We start from the raw sequence: 22,842 nt of genomic DNA, 5'->3' as shown, positions 1-22,842 counted from the left end.
AATAAGAAAGGAAAAACGGTGTGTTCGAGTCTCTCAAATTTTCACAACACGACCTGTTTTACGAAACAGCTTCGGGTTGTGAGGTTAAGCGACTAAGCGTACACGGTGGATGCCCTGGCAGTCAGAGGCGATGAAGGACGTGCTAATCTGCGATAAGCGTCGGTAAGGTGATATGAACCGTTATAACCGGCGATTTCCGAATGGGGAAACCCAGTGTGTTTCGACACACTATCGTTAAGTGAATACATAGCTTAACGAAGCGAACCGGGGGAACTGAAACATCTAAGTACCCCGAGGAAAAGAAATCAACCGAGATTCCCCCAGTAGCGGCGAGCGAACGGGGAACAGCCCAGAACCTGAATCAGTTTGTGTGTTAGTGGAAGCGTCTGGAAAGTCGCAGGGTACAGGGTGATACTCCCGTACACTAAAATGCACATTCTGTGAGTTCGAAGAGTAGGGCGGGACACGTGGTATCCTGTCTGAATATGGGGGGACCATCCTCCAAGGCTAAATACTCCTGACTGACCGATAGTGAACCAGTACCGTGAGGGAAAGGCGAAAAGAACCCCGGCGAGGGGAGTGAAACAGAACCTGAAACCGTGTACGTACAAGCAGTGGGAGCCTCTTTTATGGGGTGACTGCGTACCTTTTGTATAATGGGTCAGCGACTTATATTCTGTAGCAAGGTTAACCGTATAGGGGAGCCGCAGGGAAACCGAGTCTTAACTGGGCGTTAAGTTGCAGGGTATAGACCCGAAACCCGGTGATCTAGCCATGGGCAGGTTGAAGGTTGGGTAACACTAACTGGAGGACCGAACCGACTAATGTTGAAAAATTAGCGGATGACTTGTGGCTGGGGGTGAAAGGCCAATCAAACCGGGAGATAGCTGGTTCTCCCCGAAAGCTATTTAGGTAGCGCCTCGTGAACTCATCTTCGGGGGTAGAGCACTGTTTCGGCTAGGGGGTCATCCCGACTTACCAACCCGATGCAAACTACGAATACCGAAGAATGTTATCACGGGAGACACACGGCGGGTGCTAACGTCCGTCGTGAAGAGGGAAACAACCCAGACCGCCAGCTAAGGTCCCAAAGTCATGGTTAAGTGGGAAACGATGTGGGAAGGCACAGACAGCCAGGATGTTGGCTTAGAAGCAGCCATCATTTAAAGAAAGCGTAATAGCTCACTGGTCGAGTCGGCCTGCGCGGAAGATGTAACGGGGCTAAACCATGCACCGAAGCTGCGGCAGCGACGCTTAGGCGTTGTTGGGTAGGGGAGCGTTCTGTAAGCCGTTGAAGGTGGCCTGTGAGGGTTGCTGGAGGTATCAGAAGTGCGAATGCTGACATAAGTAACGATAAAGCGGGTGAAAAGCCCGCTCGCCGGAAGACCAAGGGTTCCTGTCCAACGTTAATCGGGGCAGGGTGAGTCGACCCCTAAGGCGAGGCCGAAAGGCGTAGTCGATGGGAAACAGGTTAATATTCCTGTACTCGGTGTTACTGCGAAGGGGGGACGGAGAAGGCTATGTTAGCCGGGCGACGGTTGTCCCGGTTTAAGCATGTAGGCGGAGAGTTTAGGTAAATCCGGACTCTTGTTAACGCTGAGGTGTGATGACGAGGCACTACGGTGCTGAAGTAACAAATGCCCTGCTTCCAGGAAAAGCCTCTAAGCATCAGGTAACATCAAATCGTACCCCAAACCGACACAGGTGGTCAGGTAGAGAATACCAAGGCGCTTGAGAGAACTCGGGTGAAGGAACTAGGCAAAATGGTGCCGTAACTTCGGGAGAAGGCACGCTGATGGTAAGTGAAGTGACTTGCTCACGGAGCTGAAATCAGTCGAAGATACCAGCTGGCTGCAACTGTTTATTAAAAACACAGCACTGTGCAAACACGAAAGTGGACGTATACGGTGTGACGCCTGCCCGGTGCCGGAAGGTTAATTGATGGGGTTATCCGCAAGGAGAAGCTCTTGATCGAAGCCCCGGTAAACGGCGGCCGTAACTATAACGGTCCTAAGGTAGCGAAATTCCTTGTCGGGTAAGTTCCGACCTGCACGAATGGCGTAATGATGGCCAGGCTGTCTCCACCCGAGACTCAGTGAAATTGAACTCGCTGTGAAGATGCAGTGTACCCGCGGCAAGACGGAAAGACCCCGTGAACCTTTACTATAGCTTGACACTGAACATTGAGCCTTGATGTGTAGGATAGGTGGGAGGCTTTGAAGCGTGGACGCCAGTCTGCGTGGAGCCAACCTTGAAATACCACCCTTTAATGTTTGATGTTCTAACGTAGACCCGTGATCCGGGTTGCGGACAGTGTCTGGTGGGTAGTTTGACTGGGGCGGTCTCCTCCCAAAGAGTAACGGAGGAGCACGAAGGTTAGCTAATCCTGGTCGGACATCAGGAGGTTAGTGCAATGGCATAAGCTAGCTTGACTGCGAGCGTGACGGCGCGAGCAGGTGCGAAAGCAGGTCATAGTGATCCGGTGGTTCTGAATGGAAGGGCCATCGCTCAACGGATAAAAGGTACTCCGGGGATAACAGGCTGATACCGCCCAAGAGTTCATATCGACGGCGGTGTTTGGCACCTCGATGTCGGCTCATCACATCCTGGGGCTGAAGTAGGTCCCAAGGGTACGGCTGTTCGCCGTTTAAAGTGGTACGCGAGCTGGGTTTAGAACGTCGTGAGACAGTTCGGTCCCTATCTGCCGTGGGCGCTGGAGAATTGAGGGGGGCTGCTCCTAGTACGAGAGGACCGGAGTGGACGCATCACTGGTGTTCGGGTTGTCATGCCAATGGCATTGCCCGGTAGCTAAATGCGGAAAAGATAAGTGCTGAAAGCATCTAAGCACGAAACTTGCCCCGAGATGAGTTCTCCCTGACTCCTTGAGAGTCCTGAAGGAACGTTGAAGACTACGACGTTGATAGGTCGGGTGTGTAAGCGTAGCGATACGTTGAGCTAACCGATACTAATGAACCGTGAGGCTTAACCTTACAACGCCAAAGCTGTTTGGTGTGATGAATTTGAGAGATTTTCAGCTGATACAGATTAACTGACAGGCCGTGATGGCGTGTTGGTAACAGAATTTGCCTGGCGGCAATAGCGCGGTGGTCCCACCTGACCCCATGCCGAACTCAGAAGTGAAACGCCGTAGCGCCGATGGTAGTGTGGGGTCTCCCCATGTGAGAGTAGGGAACTGCCAGGCATCAAATAAACAGAAAAACCTCATGCGAAAGCATGGGGTTTTTTTGTTGTCTGCGATTCAGGAAAAGCGGCCGGACGCCGCCCGGATCGGGCGCTGCGCACAGCGTTCCGGGAATATCCAGCGACCCGCGACCAAACCGAACAAGCCTTCCCCTGACATATACGGTAAACTAGTGCAGATTTTGCATCAGGAAGCCACTATGAATCACTCCCTTAAACCCTGGAATACCTTTGGCATCGATCGTACAGCCAAAGCAATTGTGCGCGCCGAAAATGAACAACAGCTACTGTCTGCCTGGCAGGATGCCACCGCAGAGGAACAGCCGGTCTTAATTCTCGGGGAAGGAAGCAACGTACTCTTTCTAAAGGATTATTCTGGTACGGTCATTATCAACCGCATCCTGGGGATTGAGGTCACAGAAACGCCTGAAGCCTGGCATCTACACGTTGGGGCAGGGGAGAACTGGCACCATCTGGTGCAGTTTACGTTAGATAAAGAAATGCCGGGCCTGGAAAACCTTGCCCTGATCCCCGGCTGTGCTGGCTCTTCACCCATTCAAAATATTGGTGCTTATGGCGTCGAGCTCCAGCGTGTCTGCCTGTATGTCGACTGTATCGAGCTGGCAACCGGGCACAAACAGCGGCTTTCGGCCAACGAGTGCCGTTTTGGCTACCGGGATAGTATCTTCAAACATGAATATCAGGATCGCTATGCCATCGTGGCCGTTGGCCTCAGGTTGCCTAAAGTCTGGCAGCCGGTGCTGACCTATGGCGATTTGGCCCGTCTTGACCCAAATACCGTGACGCCTCGACAGGTATTTGATGCTGTTTGCCATATGCGAATGACCAAGCTTCCCGATCCAAAGGTAAATGGTAACGCCGGCAGCTTCTTTAAAAACCCGGTCATTAGCGCGGATAAAGGGCAGGAACTGCTGGCCGCTTTCCCAAATGCGCCGCACTATCCGCAGGCGGATGGCAGCATCAAGCTGGCCGCTGGCTGGCTTATCGATCAATGCCAGCTCAAAGGGAAAACCATCGGTGGTGCGGCGGTACATCGCCAGCAGGCGCTGGTATTAATCAATGACCACCATGCAACCAGCGACGATGTGATCGATCTTGCTCACTACGTCCGCCAGCGGGTTGGCGAGATGTTTAACGTCTGGCTGCAGCCCGAAGTCCGCTTTATTGGCGCAACCGGTGAAGTTAACGCTGAGGAGGCGATTGCATGAGGGACAACACCATTCCCCTGACCCTGATATCTATTCTGGCTGACGGCGAGTTTCATTCCGGAGAGCAGCTCGGCGAACGTCTGGGAATGAGCCGGGCTGCAATCAATAAGCATATTCAGACGCTGCGCGACTGGGGAGTTGATGTCTTTACCGTCCCAGGTAAAGGCTACAGCCTTCCGGAACCGGTGCAATTATTAAATGAAGAGCTGATTGCCGGACAGATCGACCAGGGCCGCGTCACCGTGCTGTCGGTGATTGATTCCACAAACCAGTATTTATTGGACAGGCTTAACGAGCTTCAGTCTGGCGATGCCTGCGTTGCGGAATATCAACAGGCTGGGCGCGGTCGCCGCGGGCGCAAGTGGTTCTCACCCTTCGGTGCGAATCTCTATCTTTCCATCTACTGGCGACTGGAGCAGGGACCTGCCGCAGCGGTAGGCCTGAGCCTGGTGATTGGCATTGTTATTGCTGAAGTACTTCAGAGCCTCGGCGCCGATAAGGTACGCGTCAAGTGGCCAAACGATCTGTACCTTCAGGACCGGAAGCTGTCCGGCATCCTGGTGGAGTTGACGGGAAAAACGGGCGATGCGGCGCAGATAGTGAGCGGTGCAGGGATCAATCTGGCGATGCGACGCGTGGAGTCTGATGTTGTCAATCAGGGCTGGATTAGCCTGCAGGAAGCCGGAGTCTCTATCGATCGTAATGCGCTGGCCGCACGCCTGATTAAAGAGCTACGGGCGGGACTGCAGCTGTTTGAACAGGAAGGGCTGACTCCTTACCTGTCGCGCTGGGAAAAATTAGATAATTTCCTCAATCGCCCGGTTAAGCTTATTATCGGAGACAAAGAAATCTTCGGGATTTCCCGTGGCATCGATACTCAGGGAGCATTATTACTTGAGCAAGATGGGGTGATTAAACCATGGGTTGGTGGTGAAATATCGCTACGCAGCGCCGAATAAATAACAGGGAGCCGAGGCTCCCTTTTTTATTTCCGCAAGCGGACCTCGTCGACCGAATGGTTGGCGCTCTTGGTCATTATCAGACTCGCTCTTTCACGAGTTGGTAGGATGTTTTCTTTAAGATTCAGTAGGTTAATCTCATTCCACAGCGAAGTGGCTATATTGACGGCTTCATCTTTCGAAAGCTTTGCATAATTATGGAAATACGAGTCAGGATCGGTAAATGCGCCTTCACGGAATTTTAGAAAACGATTGATATACCAGCTCCGCAGCATTTCTTCCGGCGCATCAACATATATAGAAAAATCAACGAAATCAGAAACAAATACATGATGCGGATCGTGCGGATAATCCATCCCGCTTTGTAAAACATTTAATCCTTCAAGAATTAAAATGTCCGGCTGGGAAACCGTCTTATCGCCATCGGGAATAACATCATAAATCAGGTGTGAATAGACGGGGGCTTTAGCGTTAGCGATACCTGATTTCAGATCGGAGACGAACTTGACCAGGCGGTGCATATCATAAGACTGCGGGAAGCCCTTCTTCTTCATCAGGCCGCGTTCTTTCAATACGGCATTAGGATGCAGAAAGCCATCGGTGGTGATCAATTCAACGTGCCGATGCTCTGGCCACCGGCTAAGCAGCGCCTGCAGCACGCGCGCGGTTGTACTTTTACCTACCGCGACGCTACCGGCGATGCTGATGATATACGGAATACGCTGACCGTTGGTACCAAGAAACTGTTCCAGCACGGCCTGACGACGCAGGTTGGAACTGATATAGAAATTAAGCAAACGCGACAGCGGCAAATAAATTTCCGCGACTTCTTCCAGCGAAAGATCTTCGTTGATGCCTTTTAACCGCGTGATTTCTTCCTCTGTTAGCGTCATTGGAACGGAATCACGAAGTGCAGCCCATTGGTTGCGGTTAAATTGTAGATAAGGTGTCATTAACGTTTGCTCTTTTTTGCTCATAAGCATTTTCTTACCATCGCCAAATTAAAGACAGGCGCAGATGCTTCACATAAGTTAATCAGGACAATGGGCAGGAGGGTAACACCAGATTGCAGGGAATAATAAGAAAAAAACGCATTGAATGATGCTTTCTCACGCCAACATCACAAGAGTGAAATTTGTGAATAAAGGACGTCAAAGCTGATGCGGGGGCAAACGACGGCGGGCTGTAAACGGCGATGATGCAGTCAACGCGTCGCTCAGGCCAATCAGCTATCCACTATATAGCAGAGAGCAAAGTGACTTTATCGTGGCGGAGGCGCGGCAAAAGCTATGCCGCTGCACCAAAATGCGATCTTTACCTATCCGCAGCGGGCTTTGAATGGAAATATTGCGAGAGGAATGGTGTTTTTTTGTTCTTCATCGATTGAAATTACACCGCTTTTTGGTGTTTGAGAGCAAAATATGAGCGATAGAACGATTTATGCAATTTTTTAGTTGCATGAATCCGCAGGTCTCCCTAAAATGCGCGCTACTTGATGCCGACTTAGCTCAGTAGGTAGAGCAACTGACTTGTAATCAGTAGGTCACCAGTTCGATTCCGGTAGTCGGCACCATCAAGTGCCTGGTGGGGTTCCCGAGCGGCCAAAGGGAGCAGACTGTAAATCTGCCGTCATCGACTTCGAAGGTTCGAATCCTTCCCCCACCACCATCTTTCGGCAACGCTTTGCGGAGCCAGAGTTGATTGGTTAAGCTAATCAGCTCAAACAAAGAAAAGAGATAACTCTCTTTTTTTTGTTATAGAAAGAACTGGGTAGCCGAGTTTCAGGATGCGGGCATCGTATAATGGCTATTACCTCAGCCTTCCAAGCTGATGATGCGGGTTCGATTCCCGCTGCCCGCTCCAGACGTGCTGATATGGCTCAGTTGGTAGAGCGCACCCTTGGTAAGGGTGAGGTCCCCAGTTCGACTCTGGGTATCAGCACCACTTCTTTATCTCTCCTTCCCTGTTTCTCTCTATTCTATTGCATTCAACAAGTCGGGCATGTTGCCTGGTTGATGTGGTGATATCACCGATTTATCCGTGTCTTAGAGGGACAATCGATGTCTAAAGAAAAGTTTGAACGTACAAAACCGCACGTTAACGTCGGTACTATCGGCCACGTTGACCATGGTAAAACAACGCTGACTGCTGCAATCACTACCGTTCTGGCTAAAACCTACGGTGGTTCTGCGCGCGCATTCGACCAGATCGATAACGCACCGGAAGAAAAAGCTCGTGGTATCACCATCAACACTTCCCACGTTGAATATGACACCCCGACTCGCCACTACGCACACGTAGACTGCCCGGGCCACGCCGACTATGTTAAAAACATGATCACCGGTGCTGCTCAGATGGATGGCGCGATCCTGGTTGTTGCTGCGACTGACGGCCCGATGCCGCAGACTCGTGAGCACATCCTGCTGGGTCGTCAGGTAGGCGTTCCGTACATCATCGTGTTCCTGAACAAATGCGACATGGTTGATGACGAAGAGCTGCTGGAACTGGTTGAGATGGAAGTTCGTGAACTGCTGTCTCAGTACGATTTCCCGGGCGACGACACTCCGATCATCCGTGGTTCTGCTCTGAAAGCGCTGGAAGGCGATGCAGAGTGGGAAGCTAAGATCGTTGAACTGGCTGGCTACCTGGATTCTTACATCCCGGAACCAGAACGTGCTATCGACAAGCCGTTCCTGCTGCCTATCGAAGACGTATTCTCCATCTCCGGCCGTGGTACCGTTGTTACCGGTCGTGTAGAGCGCGGTATCGTTAAAGTTGGCGAAGAAGTTGAAATCGTTGGTATCAAAGACACCGCTAAGTCTACCTGTACCGGCGTTGAAATGTTCCGCAAACTGCTGGACGAAGGCCGTGCTGGTGAGAACGTTGGCGTTCTGCTGCGTGGTATCAAACGTGAAGAAATCGAACGTGGTCAGGTACTGGCTAAGCCGGGTTCTATCAAGCCGCACACCAAATTCGAATCTGAAGTTTACATCCTGTCCAAAGATGAAGGCGGCCGTCATACTCCGTTCTTCAAAGGCTACCGTCCGCAGTTCTACTTCCGTACAACTGACGTGACTGGCACCATCGAACTGCCGGAAGGCGTAGAGATGGTAATGCCGGGCGACAACATCAAAATGGTTGTTACCCTGATCCACCCGATCGCGATGGACGACGGTCTGCGTTTCGCAATCCGTGAAGGCGGCCGTACCGTTGGCGCGGGCGTTGTTGCTAAAGTTCTCAGCTAATCGCTGATAACATTTGACGCAATGCGCAATAAAAGGGCATCATTTGATGCCCTTTTTGCACGCTTTCGAACCAGAACCTGGCTCATCAGTGATTTTTTTTGTCATAATCATTGCTGAGACAGGCTCTGTAGAGGGCGTTAAATCCGAAACGCAGCAGAGCATTTCGGTTTGGTTGCCTCGCTCTCGCGGGGCAAAATTATTTGTCTGAATTCTTGTGACAGGTTGGTTTATGAGTGCGAATACCGAAGCTCAAGGGAGCGGGCGCGGCCTGGAAGCGATGAAGTGGACGATCGTTGCCGTGCTGCTGATTGTGGCCATCGTAGGCAACTTCCTTTATCGTGACATTATGCTGGCAGTGCGTGCGTTGGCCGTGGTGATTCTGATCGCTGCTGCCGGTGGCGTCGCGCTGTTAACCACAAAAGGTAAGGCGACCGTAGCTTTCGCCCGTGAAGCGAGAACCGAAGTCCGCAAGGTAATCTGGCCTACTCGCCAGGAGACGTTGCACACCACACTGATTGTTGCCGCGGTAACTGCGGTAATGTCACTGATCCTGTGGGGACTGGATGGTATTCTGGTTCGCCTGGTATCCTTTATCACTGGCCTGAGGTTCTGAGATGTCTGAAGCTCCTAAAAAACGCTGGTACGTCGTTCAGGCGTTTTCCGGTTTTGAAGGTCGCGTAGCTACCTCGTTGCGTGAACATATCAAATTACACAATATGGAAGAGTTGTTTGGCGAAGTCATGGTTCCGACCGAAGAAGTGGTCGAAATCCGTGGTGGCCTGCGCCGTAAGAGCGAGCGCAAATTCTTCCCGGGTTACGTTCTGGTCCAGATGGTGATGAACGACGCAAGCTGGCACCTGGTGCGCAGCGTACCGCGCGTGATGGGCTTTATCGGCGGTACATCCGACCGTCCTGCGCCGATCAGCGACAAAGAAGTCGACGCGATCATGAACCGTCTTCAGCAGGTTGGCGATAAGCCGCGTCCTAAAACGCTGTTCGAGCCGGGCGAAATGGTCCGCGTCAGCGATGGTCCGTTTGCTGACTTCAACGGCGTTGTTGAAGAAGTTGACTACGAGAAGTCCCGCCTGAAGGTTTCTGTTTCGATCTTTGGCCGTGCGACTCCGGTCGAGCTGGACTTTGCTCAGGTAGAAAAAGCCTAAGCGACGATCAAAAAAGCAGCGATTTAATCGTTGCATGAGGCGCGAAATTGACATACAATTTCGCGCCTTTTGTTTTTATGGACCCTGTGTCCGTAAGACGATATTGATAACGGGGAGCCTTTCTAAAGGCGTTATACCCAAACGAGGAAATTTAAATGGCTAAGAAAGTACAAGCCTACGTCAAGCTGCAGGTTGCAGCTGGTATGGCAAACCCGAGCCCGCCGGTTGGTCCAGCACTGGGTCAGCAGGGTGTGAACATCATGGAATTCTGTAAAGCGTTTAACGCCAAAACAGAATCCCTGGAAAAAGGTCTGCCGACTCCGGTTGTTATTACCGTTTACGCTGACCGTTCCTTTACCTTTGTTACCAAGACCCCGCCGGCTGCTGTTCTGCTGAAGAAAGCTGCAGGCATCAAGTCTGGTTCCGGTAAGCCGAACAAAGATAAAGTAGGTAAAATTTCCCGCGCTCAGCTGCAGGAAATCGCGCAGACCAAAGCTGCCGACATGACTGGTTCTGACATTGAAGCGATGACTCGCTCCATTGAAGGTACTGCACGTTCCATGGGCCTGGTAGTAGAGGATTAAGAAATGGCTAAACTGACCAAGCGTATGCGCGTGATCCGTGACAAAGTTGATGTGACTAAACAGTACGACATCAACGAAGCTATTGCTCTGCTGAAAGAGCTGGCCACCGCTAAATTTACCGAAAGCGTAGACGTTGCTGTTAACCTCGGCATCGACGCTCGTAAATCTGACCAGAACGTCCGTGGCGCAACAGTACTGCCGCACGGTACTGGCCGTTCCGTTCGCGTAGCCGTATTTGCCCAGGGCCCGAACGCTGAAGCTGCTAAAGCTGCAGGCGCCGAGCTGGTAGGTATGGAAGATCTGGCAGACCAGATCAAAAAAGGCGAAATGAACTTCGACGTTGTTATTGCTTCCCCGGATGCAATGCGCGTTGTTGGCCAGCTGGGCCAGGTTCTGGGTCCGCGTGGCCTGATGCCAAACCCGAAAGTGGGTACCGTTACTCCGAACGTTGCTGAAGCTGTTAAGAACGCTAAAGCAGGCCAGGTTCGCTATCGTAACGACAAAAACGGCATCATCCACACCACCATCGGTAAAGTGGACTTTGACGCTGACAAACTGAAAGAAAACCTGGAATCCCTGCTGGTTGCGCTGAAAAAAGCAAAACCGACTCAGGCGAAAGGCGTTTTCATCAAGAAAGTTAGCCTCTCCACCACCATGGGTGCTGGCGTTGCCGTTGATCAAGCTGGTCTGAGCGCTTCTGCGAACTAAGATTAGCTTTACGTGGGCGGTGGATTTGTCTACAATTCTACCCCCACGATTCTGCTACGTGCAGAACGCTATCTGAGATAGTCAGGTTGTAGCAAGGCGGCAACTGAGTGAATCTCCGGGAGCATAGTGAACTATGTAACCGGTGTTAGCGAAGACAGCCAACGCCGGCACGGCCTGAATAGCGAAGGGTAGAAAGAATTTGTTCGTTGGAGCCTGGCCTATCCAGGCCTCCGTCGAAGACCGCAGGTGTTTCGTAAGAAACTTAATGCCCTGCGTAGACGGTGACAGAACGCTAAGATTATTTTTGGATACTCTGGCTTGTTTCTGCTCACCGTATTTAAGACGCTCTATTCGTTGAGTAGAGTGAAGTGAGTTCCAGAGCATGAGCTCTGGCAAACATCCAGGAGCAAAGCTAATGGCTTTAAATCTTCAAGACAAACAAGCGATTGTTGCTGAAGTCAGCGAAGTAGCCAAAGGCGCGCTGTCTGCAGTAGTTGCGGATTCCCGTGGCGTTACTGTAGATAAAATGACTGAACTGCGTAAAGCAGGTCGTGAAGCTGGCGTTTACATGCGTGTTGTCCGCAACACCCTGCTGCGCCGCGTCGTTGAAGGTACTCAGTTCGAGTGCCTGAAAGACACGTTTGTTGGTCCGACCCTGATTGCATACTCTATGGAACACCCGGGCGCTGCCGCTCGTCTGTTCAAAGAGTTCGCGAAAGCGAATGCAAAATTCGAGGTTAAAGCCGCAGCCTTTGAAGGCGAGCTGATCCTGGCGTCGAATATCGACCGCCTGGCAACTCTGCCGACCTACGACGAAGCAATTGCACGCCTGATGGCAACCATGAAAGAAGCTTCGGCTGGCAAACTGGTTCGCACTCTGGCTGCTGTACGCGATGCGAAAGAAGCTGCTTAATCGCAGATTTCTTTATAAAGCACTCGCTTACGTATAAACTTATTCTGATATTCAGGAACAATTTAAATGTCTATCACTAAAGATCAAATCATTGAAGCAGTATCCGCTATGTCCGTAATGGACGTTGTTGAGCTGATCTCTGCAATGGAAGAAAAATTCGGTGTTTCCGCTGCTGCTGCTGTAGCTGTAGCTGCTGGCCCGGCTGAAGCTGCTGAAGAAAAAACTGAATTCGACGTAATTCTGAAAGCTGCTGGCGCTAACAAAGTTGCTGTAATCAAAGCAGTACGTAGCGCAACTGGCCTGGGTCTGAAAGAAGCTAAAGACCTGGTAGAATCTGCACCTGCTGCCCTGAAAGAAGGCATCAGCAAAGATGACGCAGAAGCACTGAAAAAATCTCTGGAAGAAGCTGGCGCTGAAGTTGAAGTCAAATAAGCCAACCTTTCCGGTTGCAGCCTGAGTAATCAGGCTGATGGCTGGTGACTATTTAGTCACCAGCCTTTTTGCGCTGTAAGGCGCCAGTAGAATTTCACACTGTTTGACTGCTGGTTGTCCTGACAATGCATGTTTCTATCGACGACTTAATATACTGCGACAGGGTGCTCGCTCTGTGTAAATCGCGACGAAATGGTTTAAGCGTGATAGCAACAGGTATTGCGGAAAGTGTTCCATTTTCCGGTCCACAAAATAGTGTTGCATAAAAAACTGCCTTTCTGAGGCAGACGGGTCGACTTGTCAGCGAGCTGAGGAACCCTATGGTTTACTCCTATACCGAGAAAAAACGTATTCGTAAGGATTTTGGTAAACGTCCACAAGTTCTGGACATACCTTATCTCCTTTCTATCCAGCTTGATTCGTTCCAGAAGTTTATCGAGCAAGATCCTGAAGGGCAATATGGTCTGGAAGCAGCCTTCCGTTCCGTGTTCCCGATTAAAAGCTACAGCGGTAATTCCGAGCTGCAATACGTCAGCTACCGTCTGGGCGAACCAGTATTTGATGTTAAAGAATGTCAGATCCGTGGCGTGACCTATTCGGCACCGCTGCGAGTAAAACTGCGTCTGGTGATCTACGAGCGTGAAGCGCCGGAAGGCACCGTTAAAGACATCAAAGAACAAGAAGTCTACATGGGCGAAATTCCGCTCATGACCGACAACGGTACCTTTGTTATCAACGGTACTGAGCGTGTTATCGTTTCTCAGCTGCACCGTAGCCCGGGTGTCTTCTTTGACAGTGACAAAGGTAAGACTCACTCTTCCGGTAAGGTCCTGTATAACGCACGTATCATCCCTTACCGCGGTTCCTGGCTGGACTTCGAATTCGATCCGAAAGACAACCTGTTTGTCCGTATCGACCGTCGTCGTAAGCTGCCGGCAACGATCATCCTGCGCGCGCTGAATTACACCACTGAGCAGATCCTTGACCTGTTCTTCGAAAAAGTGGTCTTTGAAATTCGCGACAACAAGCTGCAGATGGAGCTGATTCCGGAGCGTCTGCGTGGTGAAACCGCGTCCTTCGACATCGAAGCGAACGGTAAGATCTACGTAGAAAAAGCACGCCGTATTACCGCTCGCCATATCCGCCAGCTGGAAAAAGACGATATTAAGCTTATCGAAGTTCCGGTTGAGTACATCGCGGGTAAAGTTGCTGCTAAAGACTATGTCGATACAGCGACCGGCGAACTGATCTGCCCGGCGAACATGGAGCTGAGCCTTGATCTGCTGGCCAAACTGAGCCAGTCCGGTCATAAGCGCATCGAAACTCTGTTCACCAACGATCTCGATCACGGTGCGTACATGTCTGAGACTGTACGCGTCGACCCGACCAACGATCGTCTGAGCGCGCTGGTAGAAATCTACCGCATGATGCGCCCGGGTGAGCCGCCGACTCGTGAAGCGGCTGAAAACCTGTTTGAGAACCTGTTCTTCTCCGAAGACCGCTACGATCTGTCCGCGGTTGGTCGTATGAAGTTCAACCGTTCTCTGCTGCGTGACGAAATCGAAGGTTCCGGTATCCTGAGCAAAGACGACATCATTCAGGTGATGAAGAAGCTCATCGGTATCCGTAACGGCATTGGCGAAGTCGATGATATCGACCACCTCGGCAACCGTCGTATCCGTTCCGTTGGCGAAATGGCGGAAAACCAGTTCCGCGTTGGCCTGGTTCGCGTAGAGCGTGCGGTTAAAGAGCGTCTGTCCCTGGGCGATCTGGATACCCTGATGCCTCAGGATATGATCAACGCCAAGCCGATTTCTGCAGCAGTGAAAGAGTTCTTTGGTTCCAGCCAGCTGTCTCAGTTTATGGACCAGAACAACCCGCTGTCCGAGATTACGCACAAACGTCGTATCTCTGCACTCGGCCCAGGCGGTCTGACCCGCGAGCGCGCAGGCTTTGAAGTTCGAGACGTACACCCGACCCACTACGGTCGCGTATGTCCAATCGAAACGCCTGAAGGCCCGAACATCGGTCTGATCAACTCCCTGTCCGTGTATGCACAGACTAACGAATACGGCTTCCTCGAGACTCCGTATCGTAAAGTGACTGACGGTGTTGTAACCGACGAAATTCATTACCTCTCTGCTATCGAAGAAGGTAACTACGTCATCGCTCAGGCGAACTCCAACCTGGATGACGAAGGCCACTTTGAAGAAGACCTGGTAACGTGCCGTAGTAAAGGCGAATCCAGCTTGTTCAGCCGTGACCAGGTTGACTACATGGACGTATCCACCCAGCAGGTGGTTTCCGTCGGTGCGTCCCTGATCCCGTTCCTGGAACACGATGACGCCAACCGTGCATTGATGGGTGCGAACATGCAACGTCAGGCGGTTCCGACTCTGCGCGCTGATAAGCCGCTGGTTGGTACCGGTATGGAACGTGCTGTTGCCGTTGACTCCGGTGTTACTGCGGTCGCTAAACGTGGCGGTACCGTTCAGTACGTGGATGCATCCCGTATCGTTATCAAAGTTAACGATGATGAGATGTACCCGGGCGAAGCCGGCATCGACATCTATAACCTGACCAAGTACACCCGTTCTAACCAGAACACCTGCATCAACCAGATGCCTTGCGTGTCCCTGGGTGAGCCAATTGAGCGCGGCGACGTGCTGGCAGACGGTCCGTCCACCGACCTCGGTGAACTGGCGCTCGGTCAGAACATGCGCGTAGCGTTCATGCCGTGGAACGGCTACAACTTCGAAGACTCCATCCTCGTCTCCGAGCGCGTAGTTCAGGAAGATCGTTTCACCACGATTCACATCCAGGAACTGGCGTGCGTGTCCCGTGACACCAAGCTGGGGCCGGAAGAGATCACCGCTGATATCCCGAACGTGGGTGAAGCTGCGCTCTCCAAACTGGACGAATCCGGTATCGTTTACATCGGTGCAGAAGTGACCGGCGGCGACATTCTGGTTGGTAAGGTCACACCGAAAGGTGAAACCCAGCTGACGCCAGAAGAGAAACTGCTGCGCGCGATCTTCGGTGAGAAAGCGTCTGACGTTAAAGACTCTTCTCTGCGCGTACCGAACGGCGTATCGGGTACCGTTATCGACGTTCAGGTCTTTACCCGCGACGGCGTTGAGAAAGACAAGCGTGCGCTGGAAATCGAAGAAATGCAGCTGAAGCAGGCGAAAAAAGACCTGTCTGAAGAACTGCAGATCTTCGAAGCTGGCCTGTTTGGTCGTATCTACGCGGTGCTGGTCTCCGGTGGTGTTGAAGCTGAGAAGCTCGACAAGCTGCCGCGCGACCGCTGGCTGGAACTGGGCCTGGCCGACGAAGAGAAACAAAATCAGCTGGAGCAGCTGGCTGAGCAGTACGACGAACTGAAACACGAGTTCGAGAAAAAACTCGAAGCGAAACGCCGTAAAATTACCCAAGGCGACGATCTGGCACCTGGCGTGCTGAAGATTGTTAAAGTGTATCTGGCCGTTAAACGTCAGATTCAGCCTGGTGATAAAATGGCAGGCCGTCACGGTAACAAGGGTGTTATCTCTAAGATCAACCCGATCGAAGATATGCCTTACGATGAAAACGGCACGCCGGTAGACATCGTACTGAACCCGCTGGGCGTACCGTCTCGTATGAACATCGGTCAGATTCTGGAAACCCACCTGGGTATGGCTGCGAAAGGCATCGGCGAGAAAATCAACGCCATGCTGAAACAGCAGCAGGAAGTCGCGAAACTGCGCGAATTCATCCAGAAAGCGTACGATCTGGGTACAGACGTTCGCCAGAAGGTAGATCTGAATACCTTCACCGATGATGAAGTTCTGCGTCTTGCTGAAAACCTGAAAAAAGGTATGCCGATCGCAACGCCGGTATTCGACGGTGCGAAAGAGTCTGAAATCAAGGAACTGTTACAGCTGGGTGGCCTGCCGACTTCCGGTCAGATTACCCTGTTCGACGGTCGTACCGGCGAGCAGTTCGAACGCCAGGTTACCGTCGGCTATATGTACATGCTGAAACTGAACCACCTGGTTGATGACAAGATGCATGCGCGTTCTACCGGTTCTTACAGCCTGGTTACTCAGCAGCCGCTGGGTGGTAAGGCTCAGTTCGGTGGTCAGCGCTTCGGTGAGATGGAAGTATGGGCGCTGGAAGCTTACGGCGCGGCATACACCCTGCAGGAAATGCTTACCGTCAAGTCTGATGACGTTAACGGTCGTACCAAGATGTATAAAAACATCGTGGACGGCAACCATCAGATGGAACCGGGCATGCCGGAATCCTTCAACGTACTGTTGAAAGAGATTCGCTCGCTGGGCATCAACATCGAACTGGAAGACGAGTAACTCTCGCTCAAACAGGTCACTGGTGCCGGGGTCATACCCGGCGCCAGATTGTGCTAACTCCGACGGGAGCAAATCCGTGAAAGATTTATTAAAGTTTCTGAAAGCGCAGACTAAAACCGAAGAGTTTGATGCGATCAAAATTGCTCTGGCCTCGCCAGACATGATCCGTTCATGGTCTTTCGGTGAAGTTAAAAAGCCGGAAACCATTAACTACCGTACGTTCAAACCAGAACGTGACGGCCTTTTCTGTGCGCGTATTTTCGGGCCAGTAAAAGACTACGAGTGCCTGTGCGGTAAGTACAAGCGCCTGAAACACCGTGGTGTGATCTGTGAGAAGTGCGGCGTTGAAGTGACCCAGACTAAAGTGCGTCGTGAGCGCATGGGCCACATCGAGCTGGCGTCTCCGACCGCCCACATTTGGTTCCTGAAGTCGCTGCCGTCCCGTATCGGCCTGCTGCTGGATATGCCGCTGCGTGATATCGAACGCGTTCTGTACTTCGAATCTTATGTGGTTATCGAAGGCGGGATGACGAACCTCGAACGCAACCAGATCCTGACAGAAGAGCAGTATCTGGACGCGCTGGAAGAGTTCGGCGACGAGTTCGACGCGAAGATGGGCGCCGAAGCTATTCAGGCCCTGCTGAAGAGCATGGATCTGGAGCAGGAATGCGAACAGCTGCGTGAAGAGCTGAACGAAACCAACTCAGAAACCAAGCGTAAAAAGCTGACCAAGCGTATCAAACTGCTGGAAGCTTTCGTTCAGTCTGGCAACAAGCCGGAGTGGATGATCCTGACCGTTCTGCCGGTTCTGCCGCCAGATCTGCGTCCGCTGGTTCCGCTGGATGGTGGTCGTTTCGCGACTTCTGACCTGAACGATTTGTATCGTCGCGTCATTAACCGTAACAACCGTCTGAAACGTCTGCTGGATCTGGCTGCGCCGGATATCATCGTACGCAACGAAAAACGTATGCTGCAGGAAGCGGTCGACGCCCTGCTGGATAACGGTCGTCGCGGTCGTGCTATCACCGGTTCTAACAAACGTCCTCTGAAATCTTTGGCCGATATGATCAAAGGTAAACAGGGTCGTTTCCGTCAGAACCTGCTGGGTAAACGCGTTGACTACTCCGGTCGTTCTGTTATCACCGTAGGTCCATACCTGCGTCTGCATCAGTGCGGTCTGCCGAAGAAAATGGCGCTGGAGCTGTTCAAACCGTTCATCTACGGCAAGCTGGAACTGCGTGGTCTTGCTACCACCATTAAAGCTGCGAAGAAAATGGTTGAGCGCGAAGAAGCTGTCGTTTGGGATATCCTGGACGAAGTTATCCGCGAACACCCGGTACTGCTGAACCGTGCACCAACCCTGCACCGTTTGGGTATCCAGGCATTTGAGCCGGTACTGATCGAAGGTAAAGCTATCCAGCTGCACCCGCTGGTCTGTGCGGCATATAACGCCGACTTCGATGGTGACCAGATGGCTGTTCACGTACCGCTGACGCTGGAAGCCCAGCTCGAAGCGCGTGCGCTGATGATGTCTACCAACAACATCCTGTCCCCGGCGAACGGCGAGCCTATCATCGTTCCGTCTCAGGACGTTGTACTGGGTCTGTACTACATGACCCGTGACTGTGTTAACGCCAAAGGCGAAGGCATGGTGCTGACTGGCCCGAAAGAAGCCGAGCGTATTTATCGCGCTGGCCTGGCCTCTCTGCATGCGCGCGTTAAAGTGCGTATCACCGAATACGAAAAAGACGAAAACGACCAGTTCGTAGCGAAAACCAGCCTGAAAGACACGACCGTTGGCCGTGCGATTCTGTGGATGATCGTGCCTAAAGGTCTGCCGTTCACTATCGTGAACCAGGCACTGGGTAAGAAAGCGATCTCTAAGATGCTGAACACCTGCTACCGTATTCTGGGCCTGAAACCGACCGTTATTTTTGCGGACCAGACGATGTACACCGGCTTTGCTTATGCAGCGCGTTCAGGTGCATCCGTTGGTATTGATGACATGGTCATCCCGGAGAAAAAACACGAGATCATCAGCGAAGCGGAAGCTGAAGTTGCTGAGATCCAGGAACAGTTCCAGTCCGGTCTGGTTACCGCGGGCGAACGCTACAACAAAGTTATCGATATCTGGGCTGCGGCGAACGATCGTGTATCCAAAGCGATGATGGATAACCTGCAAACCGAAACCGTTATTAACCGTGACGGCGTCGAAGAGCAGCAGGTTTCCTTCAACAGCATCTACATGATGGCCGACTCCGGTGCGCGTGGTTCTGCGGCACAGATTCGTCAGCTGGCTGGTATGCGTGGTCTGATGGCGAAGCCGGATGGCTCCATCATCGAAACGCCGATCACCGCGAACTTCCGTGAAGGTCTGAACGTACTCCAGTACTTCATCTCCACGCACGGTGCGCGTAAAGGTCTGGCGGATACCGCACTGAAAACAGCGAACTCCGGTTACCTGACTCGTCGTCTGGTTGACGTTGCACAGGACCTGGTTGTTACTGAAGACGACTGTGGCACCCTGGAAGGCATCACCATGACCCCGGTTATCGAGGGTGGTGATGTTAAAGAGCCGCTGCGCGATCGCGTACTGGGTCGTGTGACCGCTGAAGACGTTCTGAAGCCGGGTACTGCGGATATTCTGGTTCCACGCAACACGCTGCTGCACGAGCACTGGTGTGATCTGCTGGAAGAGAACTCCGTTGACTCCGTCAAAGTGCGTTCTGTCGTATCCTGTGACACCGACTTTGGTGTATGTGCGCACTGCTACGGTCGTGACCTGGCGCGTGGCCACATCATCAACAAAGGTGAGGCTATCGGCGTTATCGCGGCACAGTCCATCGGTGAGCCGGGTACACAGCTGACGATGCGTACGTTCCACATCGGTGGTGCGGCATCTCGTGCGGCTGCTGAATCCAGCATCCAGGTGAAAAACAAAGGTAGCATCCGTCTTAGCAACGCTAAATCGGTTGTCAACTCTGCCGGTAAGCTGGTAGTGACCTCGCGTAACACCGAACTGAAGCTGATCGACGAATTCGGTCGTACCAAAGAGAGCTATAAAGTTCCTTACGGTGCGGTGATGGGTAAAGGTGATGGTGAGCAGGTTGCTGGCGGCGAAACCGTAGCAAACTGGGATCCGCACACCATGCCGGTTATCACTGAAGTAAGTGGTTTCATCCGCTTTACTGACATGATTGACGGCCAGACCATTACTCGTCAGACCGACGAGCTGACCGGTCTGTCTTCGCTGGTCGTTCTGGATTCTGCAGAGCGTACAGCGGGTGGTAAAGACCTGCGTCCGGCCCTGAAAATCGTTGATGCTAACGGTAACGACGTTCTGATCCCTGGCACCGATATGCCTGCGCAGTACTTCCTGCCGGGTAAAGCGATCGTCCAGCTGGAAGATGGTATCCAGATCAGTGCGGGTGACGCACTGGCGCGTATTCCTCAGGAATCCAGCGGTACCAAGGATATCACCGGTGGTCTGCCGCGCGTTGCTGACCTGTTCGAAGCGCGTCGCCCGAAAGAGCCGGCAATTCTGGCAGAAATCAGCGGTATCATCTCCTTCGGTAAAGAAACCAAAGGTAAACGTCGTCTGGTCATCACTCCGTTAGACGGTAGCGATCCATACGAAGAGATGATTCCGAAATGGCGTCAGCTGAACGTGTTTGAAGGTGAACGTGTAGAACGTGGTGACGTGGTTTCCGACGGTCCGGAAGCGCCGCACGACATTCTGCGTCTTCGTGGCGTACACGCGGTAACGCGTTATATCACCAACGAAGTACAGGACGTTTACCGTCTGCAAGGCGTTAAGATTAACGATAAGCACATTGAAGTTATCGTTCGTCAGATGCTGCGTAAAGCGACCATTGACAGTGCCGGTAGCTCCGACTTCCTGGAAGGCGAGCAGGTTGAATACTCCCGCGTCAAGATTGCTAACCGCGATCTGGAAGCGAATGGCAAAGTTGCGGCAACTTACTCCCGTGACCTGCTGGGTATCACCAAAGCGTCTCTGGCAACCGAATCGTTCATCTCTGCAGCATCGTTCCAGGAGACTACCCGTGTCCTGACCGAAGCAGCCGTTGCGGGCAAACGCGACGAACTGCGTGGCCTGAAAGAGAACGTTATCGTGGGTCGTCTGATCCCGGCGGGTACCGGCTATGCGTACCACCAGGATCGTATGCGCCGCAAGGCAGCTGGCGAACAGCCTGCTGCACCGCAGGTCACCGTTGAAGAAGCTTCTGCCAACCTGGCAGAGCTGCTGAACGCGGGTCTGGGCGGTTCAGACAACGATTAATCGTTGACGCTATGCTGAAAAAGCCAGTCAGGTCTCCTGACTGGCTTTTTTTATTCCTGCGCCGCCGCAACGGCGCGTGATTTTATTTAATCTATATTTGATTACATTCCATTAATAGCTAAGCAGCAATTAAGCCTTATTCTATTAATATAAAACCCGCCAGCCGCTCCTGTTTTTATTCCATAGTAAATATATGGGTAAAAGTTCTACGCGTATCAAAAAATTAAAAATCAAAAAAGGTATAGTCAAAAAATCCGGATAATCAGGTGATTGCGCCTTTCCTTATTTTCAGTTCTCACCCGCTGAGGCGCCGCTTCGTCTATTTAAAACGCCATTGAGGAGGTCGCTAAATAAGAATGAGACGACCGCGATAGATGTTTTCGACCTAATAGAGTGGTTCTGGGGGATGCATGGAATTTGCTATACAACTCATCATTATCTTAGTGTGTTTGTTTTATGGGGCCAGAAAAGGCGGCATTGCGCTGGGCCTTTTAGGCGGCATCGGGCTGGTTATTTTAGTCTTTGTCTTCCATCTTCAGCCGGGAAAACCGCCGGTTGATGTCATGCTGGTGATTATTGCGGTAGTGGCCGCCTCGGCGACGCTACAGGCTTCCGGCGGGTTAGACGTGATGCTGCAGATTGCCGAAAAGCTCCTGCGGCGTAATCCAAAGTACGTTTCAATCGTTGCGCCATTTGTCACCTGTACGCTGACGATCCTGTGCGGCACCGGCCACGTGGTCTATACCATCCTGCCGATTATCTATGACGTCGCGATTAAGAATAATATTCGTCCCGAACGTCCTATGGCGGCAAGCTCCATTGGCGCACAGATGGGTATTATCGCCAGCCCGGTTTCCGTTGCGGTCGTTTCGCTGGTGGCAATGCTCGGTAACTTTACGTTTAACGGCAAGCACCTGGAGTTTCTCGACCTGCTGGCGATCACCATCCCTTCAACCCTGCTGGGCATTCTGGCGATCGGTATTTTTAGCTGGTTCCGCGGCAAGGATTTGGATAAAGACGAAGAGTTCCAGGCATTTATCGCGACGCCGGAAAACCGCCACTACGTCTACGGCGACACCGCAACCCTGCTGGACCGCAAGCTGCCGGCGAGCAACTGGGTGGCGATGTGGATCTTCCTGGCGTCGATTGTCGTGGTCGCCCTGCTGGGCGCATTTTCCGAGCTGCGGCCCGTATTCGACGGCAAGCCGCTGTCGATGGTGCTGGTTATCCAGATGTTTATGCTGCTCTCCGGGGCGCTGATCATCATCATTACCAAAACCAATCCGGCCTCTATTTCTAAAAATGAGGTATTTCGCTCGGGAATGATCGCCATTGTGGCGGTATACGGCATTGCATGGATGGCGGAGACCATGTTTGGCGCGCACATGTCGGAGATTAAGGGCGTGCTGGGCGAGATGGTAAAAGAGTATCCGTGGGCCTACGCTATCGTCCTGCTGATTGTCTCCAAATTCGTCAACTCGCAGGCGGCGGCGCTGGCGGCGATTGTCCCGGTTGCGCTGGCGATTGGCGTCGATCCGGCCTATATCGTGGCCTCTGCACCGGCGTGCTACGGTTATTATATTCTGCCAACCTACCCTAGTGACCTGGCCGCTATTCAGTTCGACCGCTCGGGGACGACCCGCATCGGCCGTTTTGTGATTAACCACAGCTTTATTCTGCCGGGGTTAATTGGCGTCAGCGTCTCGTGCGTATTTGGCTGGATATTTGCCGCGCTCTACGGATTTCTGTAATAAAAAAAGCA

General features: G+C 52.3%; 13 protein-coding genes, 4 tRNA genes and 2 rRNA genes. 18 read left to right on the top strand and 1 reads right to left on the bottom strand.

Annotation, left to right across the window (positions count from 1 at the left end; genetic code table 11):
- The first annotated feature begins 82 nt into the window (after positions 1 to 82).
- The 4 genes from HCK03_RS25085 to birA all read left to right on the top strand — a co-directional run bounded on the left by HCK03_RS25085 (position 83) and on the right by birA (position 5,389).
- Positions 83 to 2,990: ribosomal RNA gene (locus HCK03_RS25085) — 23S ribosomal RNA — on the top strand.
- Positions 2,991 to 3,086: 96 nt separating this feature from the next.
- Positions 3,087 to 3,202 (top strand): 5S ribosomal RNA (gene rrf / locus HCK03_RS25080).
- A gap of 199 nt (positions 3,203 to 3,401) precedes the next feature.
- A complete protein-coding gene (gene murB, locus HCK03_RS25075; protein ID WP_135185494.1) occupies positions 3,402 to 4,430 on the top strand; it encodes a UDP-N-acetylmuramate dehydrogenase in 1,029 nt (342 codons plus the stop codon).
- Positions 4,427 to 5,389 carry a bifunctional biotin--[acetyl-CoA-carboxylase] ligase/biotin operon repressor BirA gene (gene birA, locus HCK03_RS25070; RefSeq protein ID WP_123550897.1) on the top strand — a complete coding sequence of 321 codons (963 nt, stop codon included), beginning with the start codon at positions 4,427 to 4,429 and terminating at the stop codon, positions 5,387 to 5,389. Before murB ends, birA begins: the two co-directional genes overlap by 4 nt.
- 26 nt (positions 5,390 to 5,415) lie before the next feature.
- Here birA and coaA read toward each other — a convergent pair whose 3' ends face one another.
- Positions 5,416 to 6,366 carry a type I pantothenate kinase gene (gene coaA, locus HCK03_RS25065; protein ID WP_115193801.1) on the bottom strand — a complete coding sequence of 317 codons (951 nt, stop codon included), beginning with the start codon at positions 6,364 to 6,366 and terminating at the stop codon, positions 5,416 to 5,418.
- Between the two features lie 520 nt (positions 6,367 to 6,886).
- On the opposite strand from coaA, the gene HCK03_RS25060 reads away from it, so the two are divergent.
- From HCK03_RS25060 to HCK03_RS24995, 14 genes are all read left to right on the top strand, one after another.
- Positions 6,887 to 6,962 (top strand) — tRNA-Thr (locus HCK03_RS25060).
- Between the two features lie 10 nt (positions 6,963 to 6,972).
- Positions 6,973 to 7,057, top strand: a tRNA-Tyr gene (locus tag HCK03_RS25055).
- Between the two features lie 120 nt (positions 7,058 to 7,177).
- A tRNA-Gly gene (locus HCK03_RS25050) sits at positions 7,178 to 7,252 on the top strand.
- Positions 7,253 to 7,257: 5 nt separating this feature from the next.
- Positions 7,258 to 7,333, top strand: a tRNA-Thr gene (locus HCK03_RS25045).
- A gap of 116 nt (positions 7,334 to 7,449) precedes the next feature.
- Complete coding sequence (gene tuf / locus HCK03_RS25040; protein WP_041142972.1) at positions 7,450 to 8,634, top strand: elongation factor Tu; 1,185 nt, start codon at positions 7,450 to 7,452, stop codon at positions 8,632 to 8,634.
- A 229-nt stretch (positions 8,635 to 8,863) separates the two neighbouring features.
- Positions 8,864 to 9,247 carry a preprotein translocase subunit SecE gene (secE, locus tag HCK03_RS25035; RefSeq protein ID WP_041143536.1) on the top strand — a complete coding sequence of 128 codons (384 nt, stop codon included), beginning with the start codon at positions 8,864 to 8,866 and terminating at the stop codon, positions 9,245 to 9,247.
- 1 nt (position 9,248) lies between these two features.
- Positions 9,249 to 9,794: a transcription termination/antitermination protein NusG gene (gene nusG / locus HCK03_RS25030; protein ID WP_041143537.1), complete on the top strand. Its 546-nt coding sequence runs from the start codon at positions 9,249 to 9,251 to the stop codon at positions 9,792 to 9,794.
- 155 nt (positions 9,795 to 9,949) lie between these two features.
- A complete protein-coding gene (rplK, locus tag HCK03_RS25025) occupies positions 9,950 to 10,378 on the top strand; it encodes a 50S ribosomal protein L11 (protein WP_041143538.1) in 429 nt (142 codons plus the stop codon).
- Between the two features lie 3 nt (positions 10,379 to 10,381).
- Complete coding sequence (gene rplA, locus HCK03_RS25020; protein ID WP_041143539.1) at positions 10,382 to 11,086, top strand: 50S ribosomal protein L1; 705 nt, start codon at positions 10,382 to 10,384, stop codon at positions 11,084 to 11,086.
- 415 nt (positions 11,087 to 11,501) lie between these two features.
- Positions 11,502 to 11,999, top strand: a complete 498-nt coding sequence (gene rplJ / locus HCK03_RS25015; RefSeq protein ID WP_041143540.1) for a 50S ribosomal protein L10 — start codon at positions 11,502 to 11,504, stop codon at positions 11,997 to 11,999.
- A 66-nt stretch (positions 12,000 to 12,065) separates the two neighbouring features.
- Positions 12,066 to 12,431 carry a 50S ribosomal protein L7/L12 gene (rplL, locus tag HCK03_RS25010; protein ID WP_004118416.1) on the top strand — a complete coding sequence of 122 codons (366 nt, stop codon included), beginning with the start codon at positions 12,066 to 12,068 and terminating at the stop codon, positions 12,429 to 12,431.
- A gap of 320 nt (positions 12,432 to 12,751) precedes the next feature.
- On the top strand, positions 12,752 to 16,780 hold the full coding sequence (gene rpoB, locus HCK03_RS25005) for a DNA-directed RNA polymerase subunit beta (RefSeq protein WP_041143541.1): 4,029 nt from the start codon (positions 12,752 to 12,754) through the stop codon (positions 16,778 to 16,780).
- A 76-nt stretch (positions 16,781 to 16,856) separates the two neighbouring features.
- Positions 16,857 to 21,080, top strand: coding sequence for a DNA-directed RNA polymerase subunit beta' (gene rpoC, locus HCK03_RS25000; protein ID WP_041143542.1), 4,224 nt, complete (start codon positions 16,857 to 16,859; stop codon positions 21,078 to 21,080).
- Positions 21,081 to 21,490: 410 nt separating this feature from the next.
- A complete protein-coding gene (locus HCK03_RS24995; protein WP_041143543.1) occupies positions 21,491 to 22,831 on the top strand; it encodes an anaerobic C4-dicarboxylate transporter in 1,341 nt (446 codons plus the stop codon).
- The last annotated feature ends 11 nt before the right edge of the window (positions 22,832 to 22,842 follow it).

The organism is Klebsiella terrigena, from assembly GCF_012029655.1.
Lineage (GTDB): Bacteria > Pseudomonadota > Gammaproteobacteria > Enterobacterales > Enterobacteriaceae > Klebsiella > Klebsiella terrigena.
The sequence above is the reverse complement of the archived record's forward strand: the minus strand, read 5'-3'. Positions and strand labels throughout refer to the sequence as shown.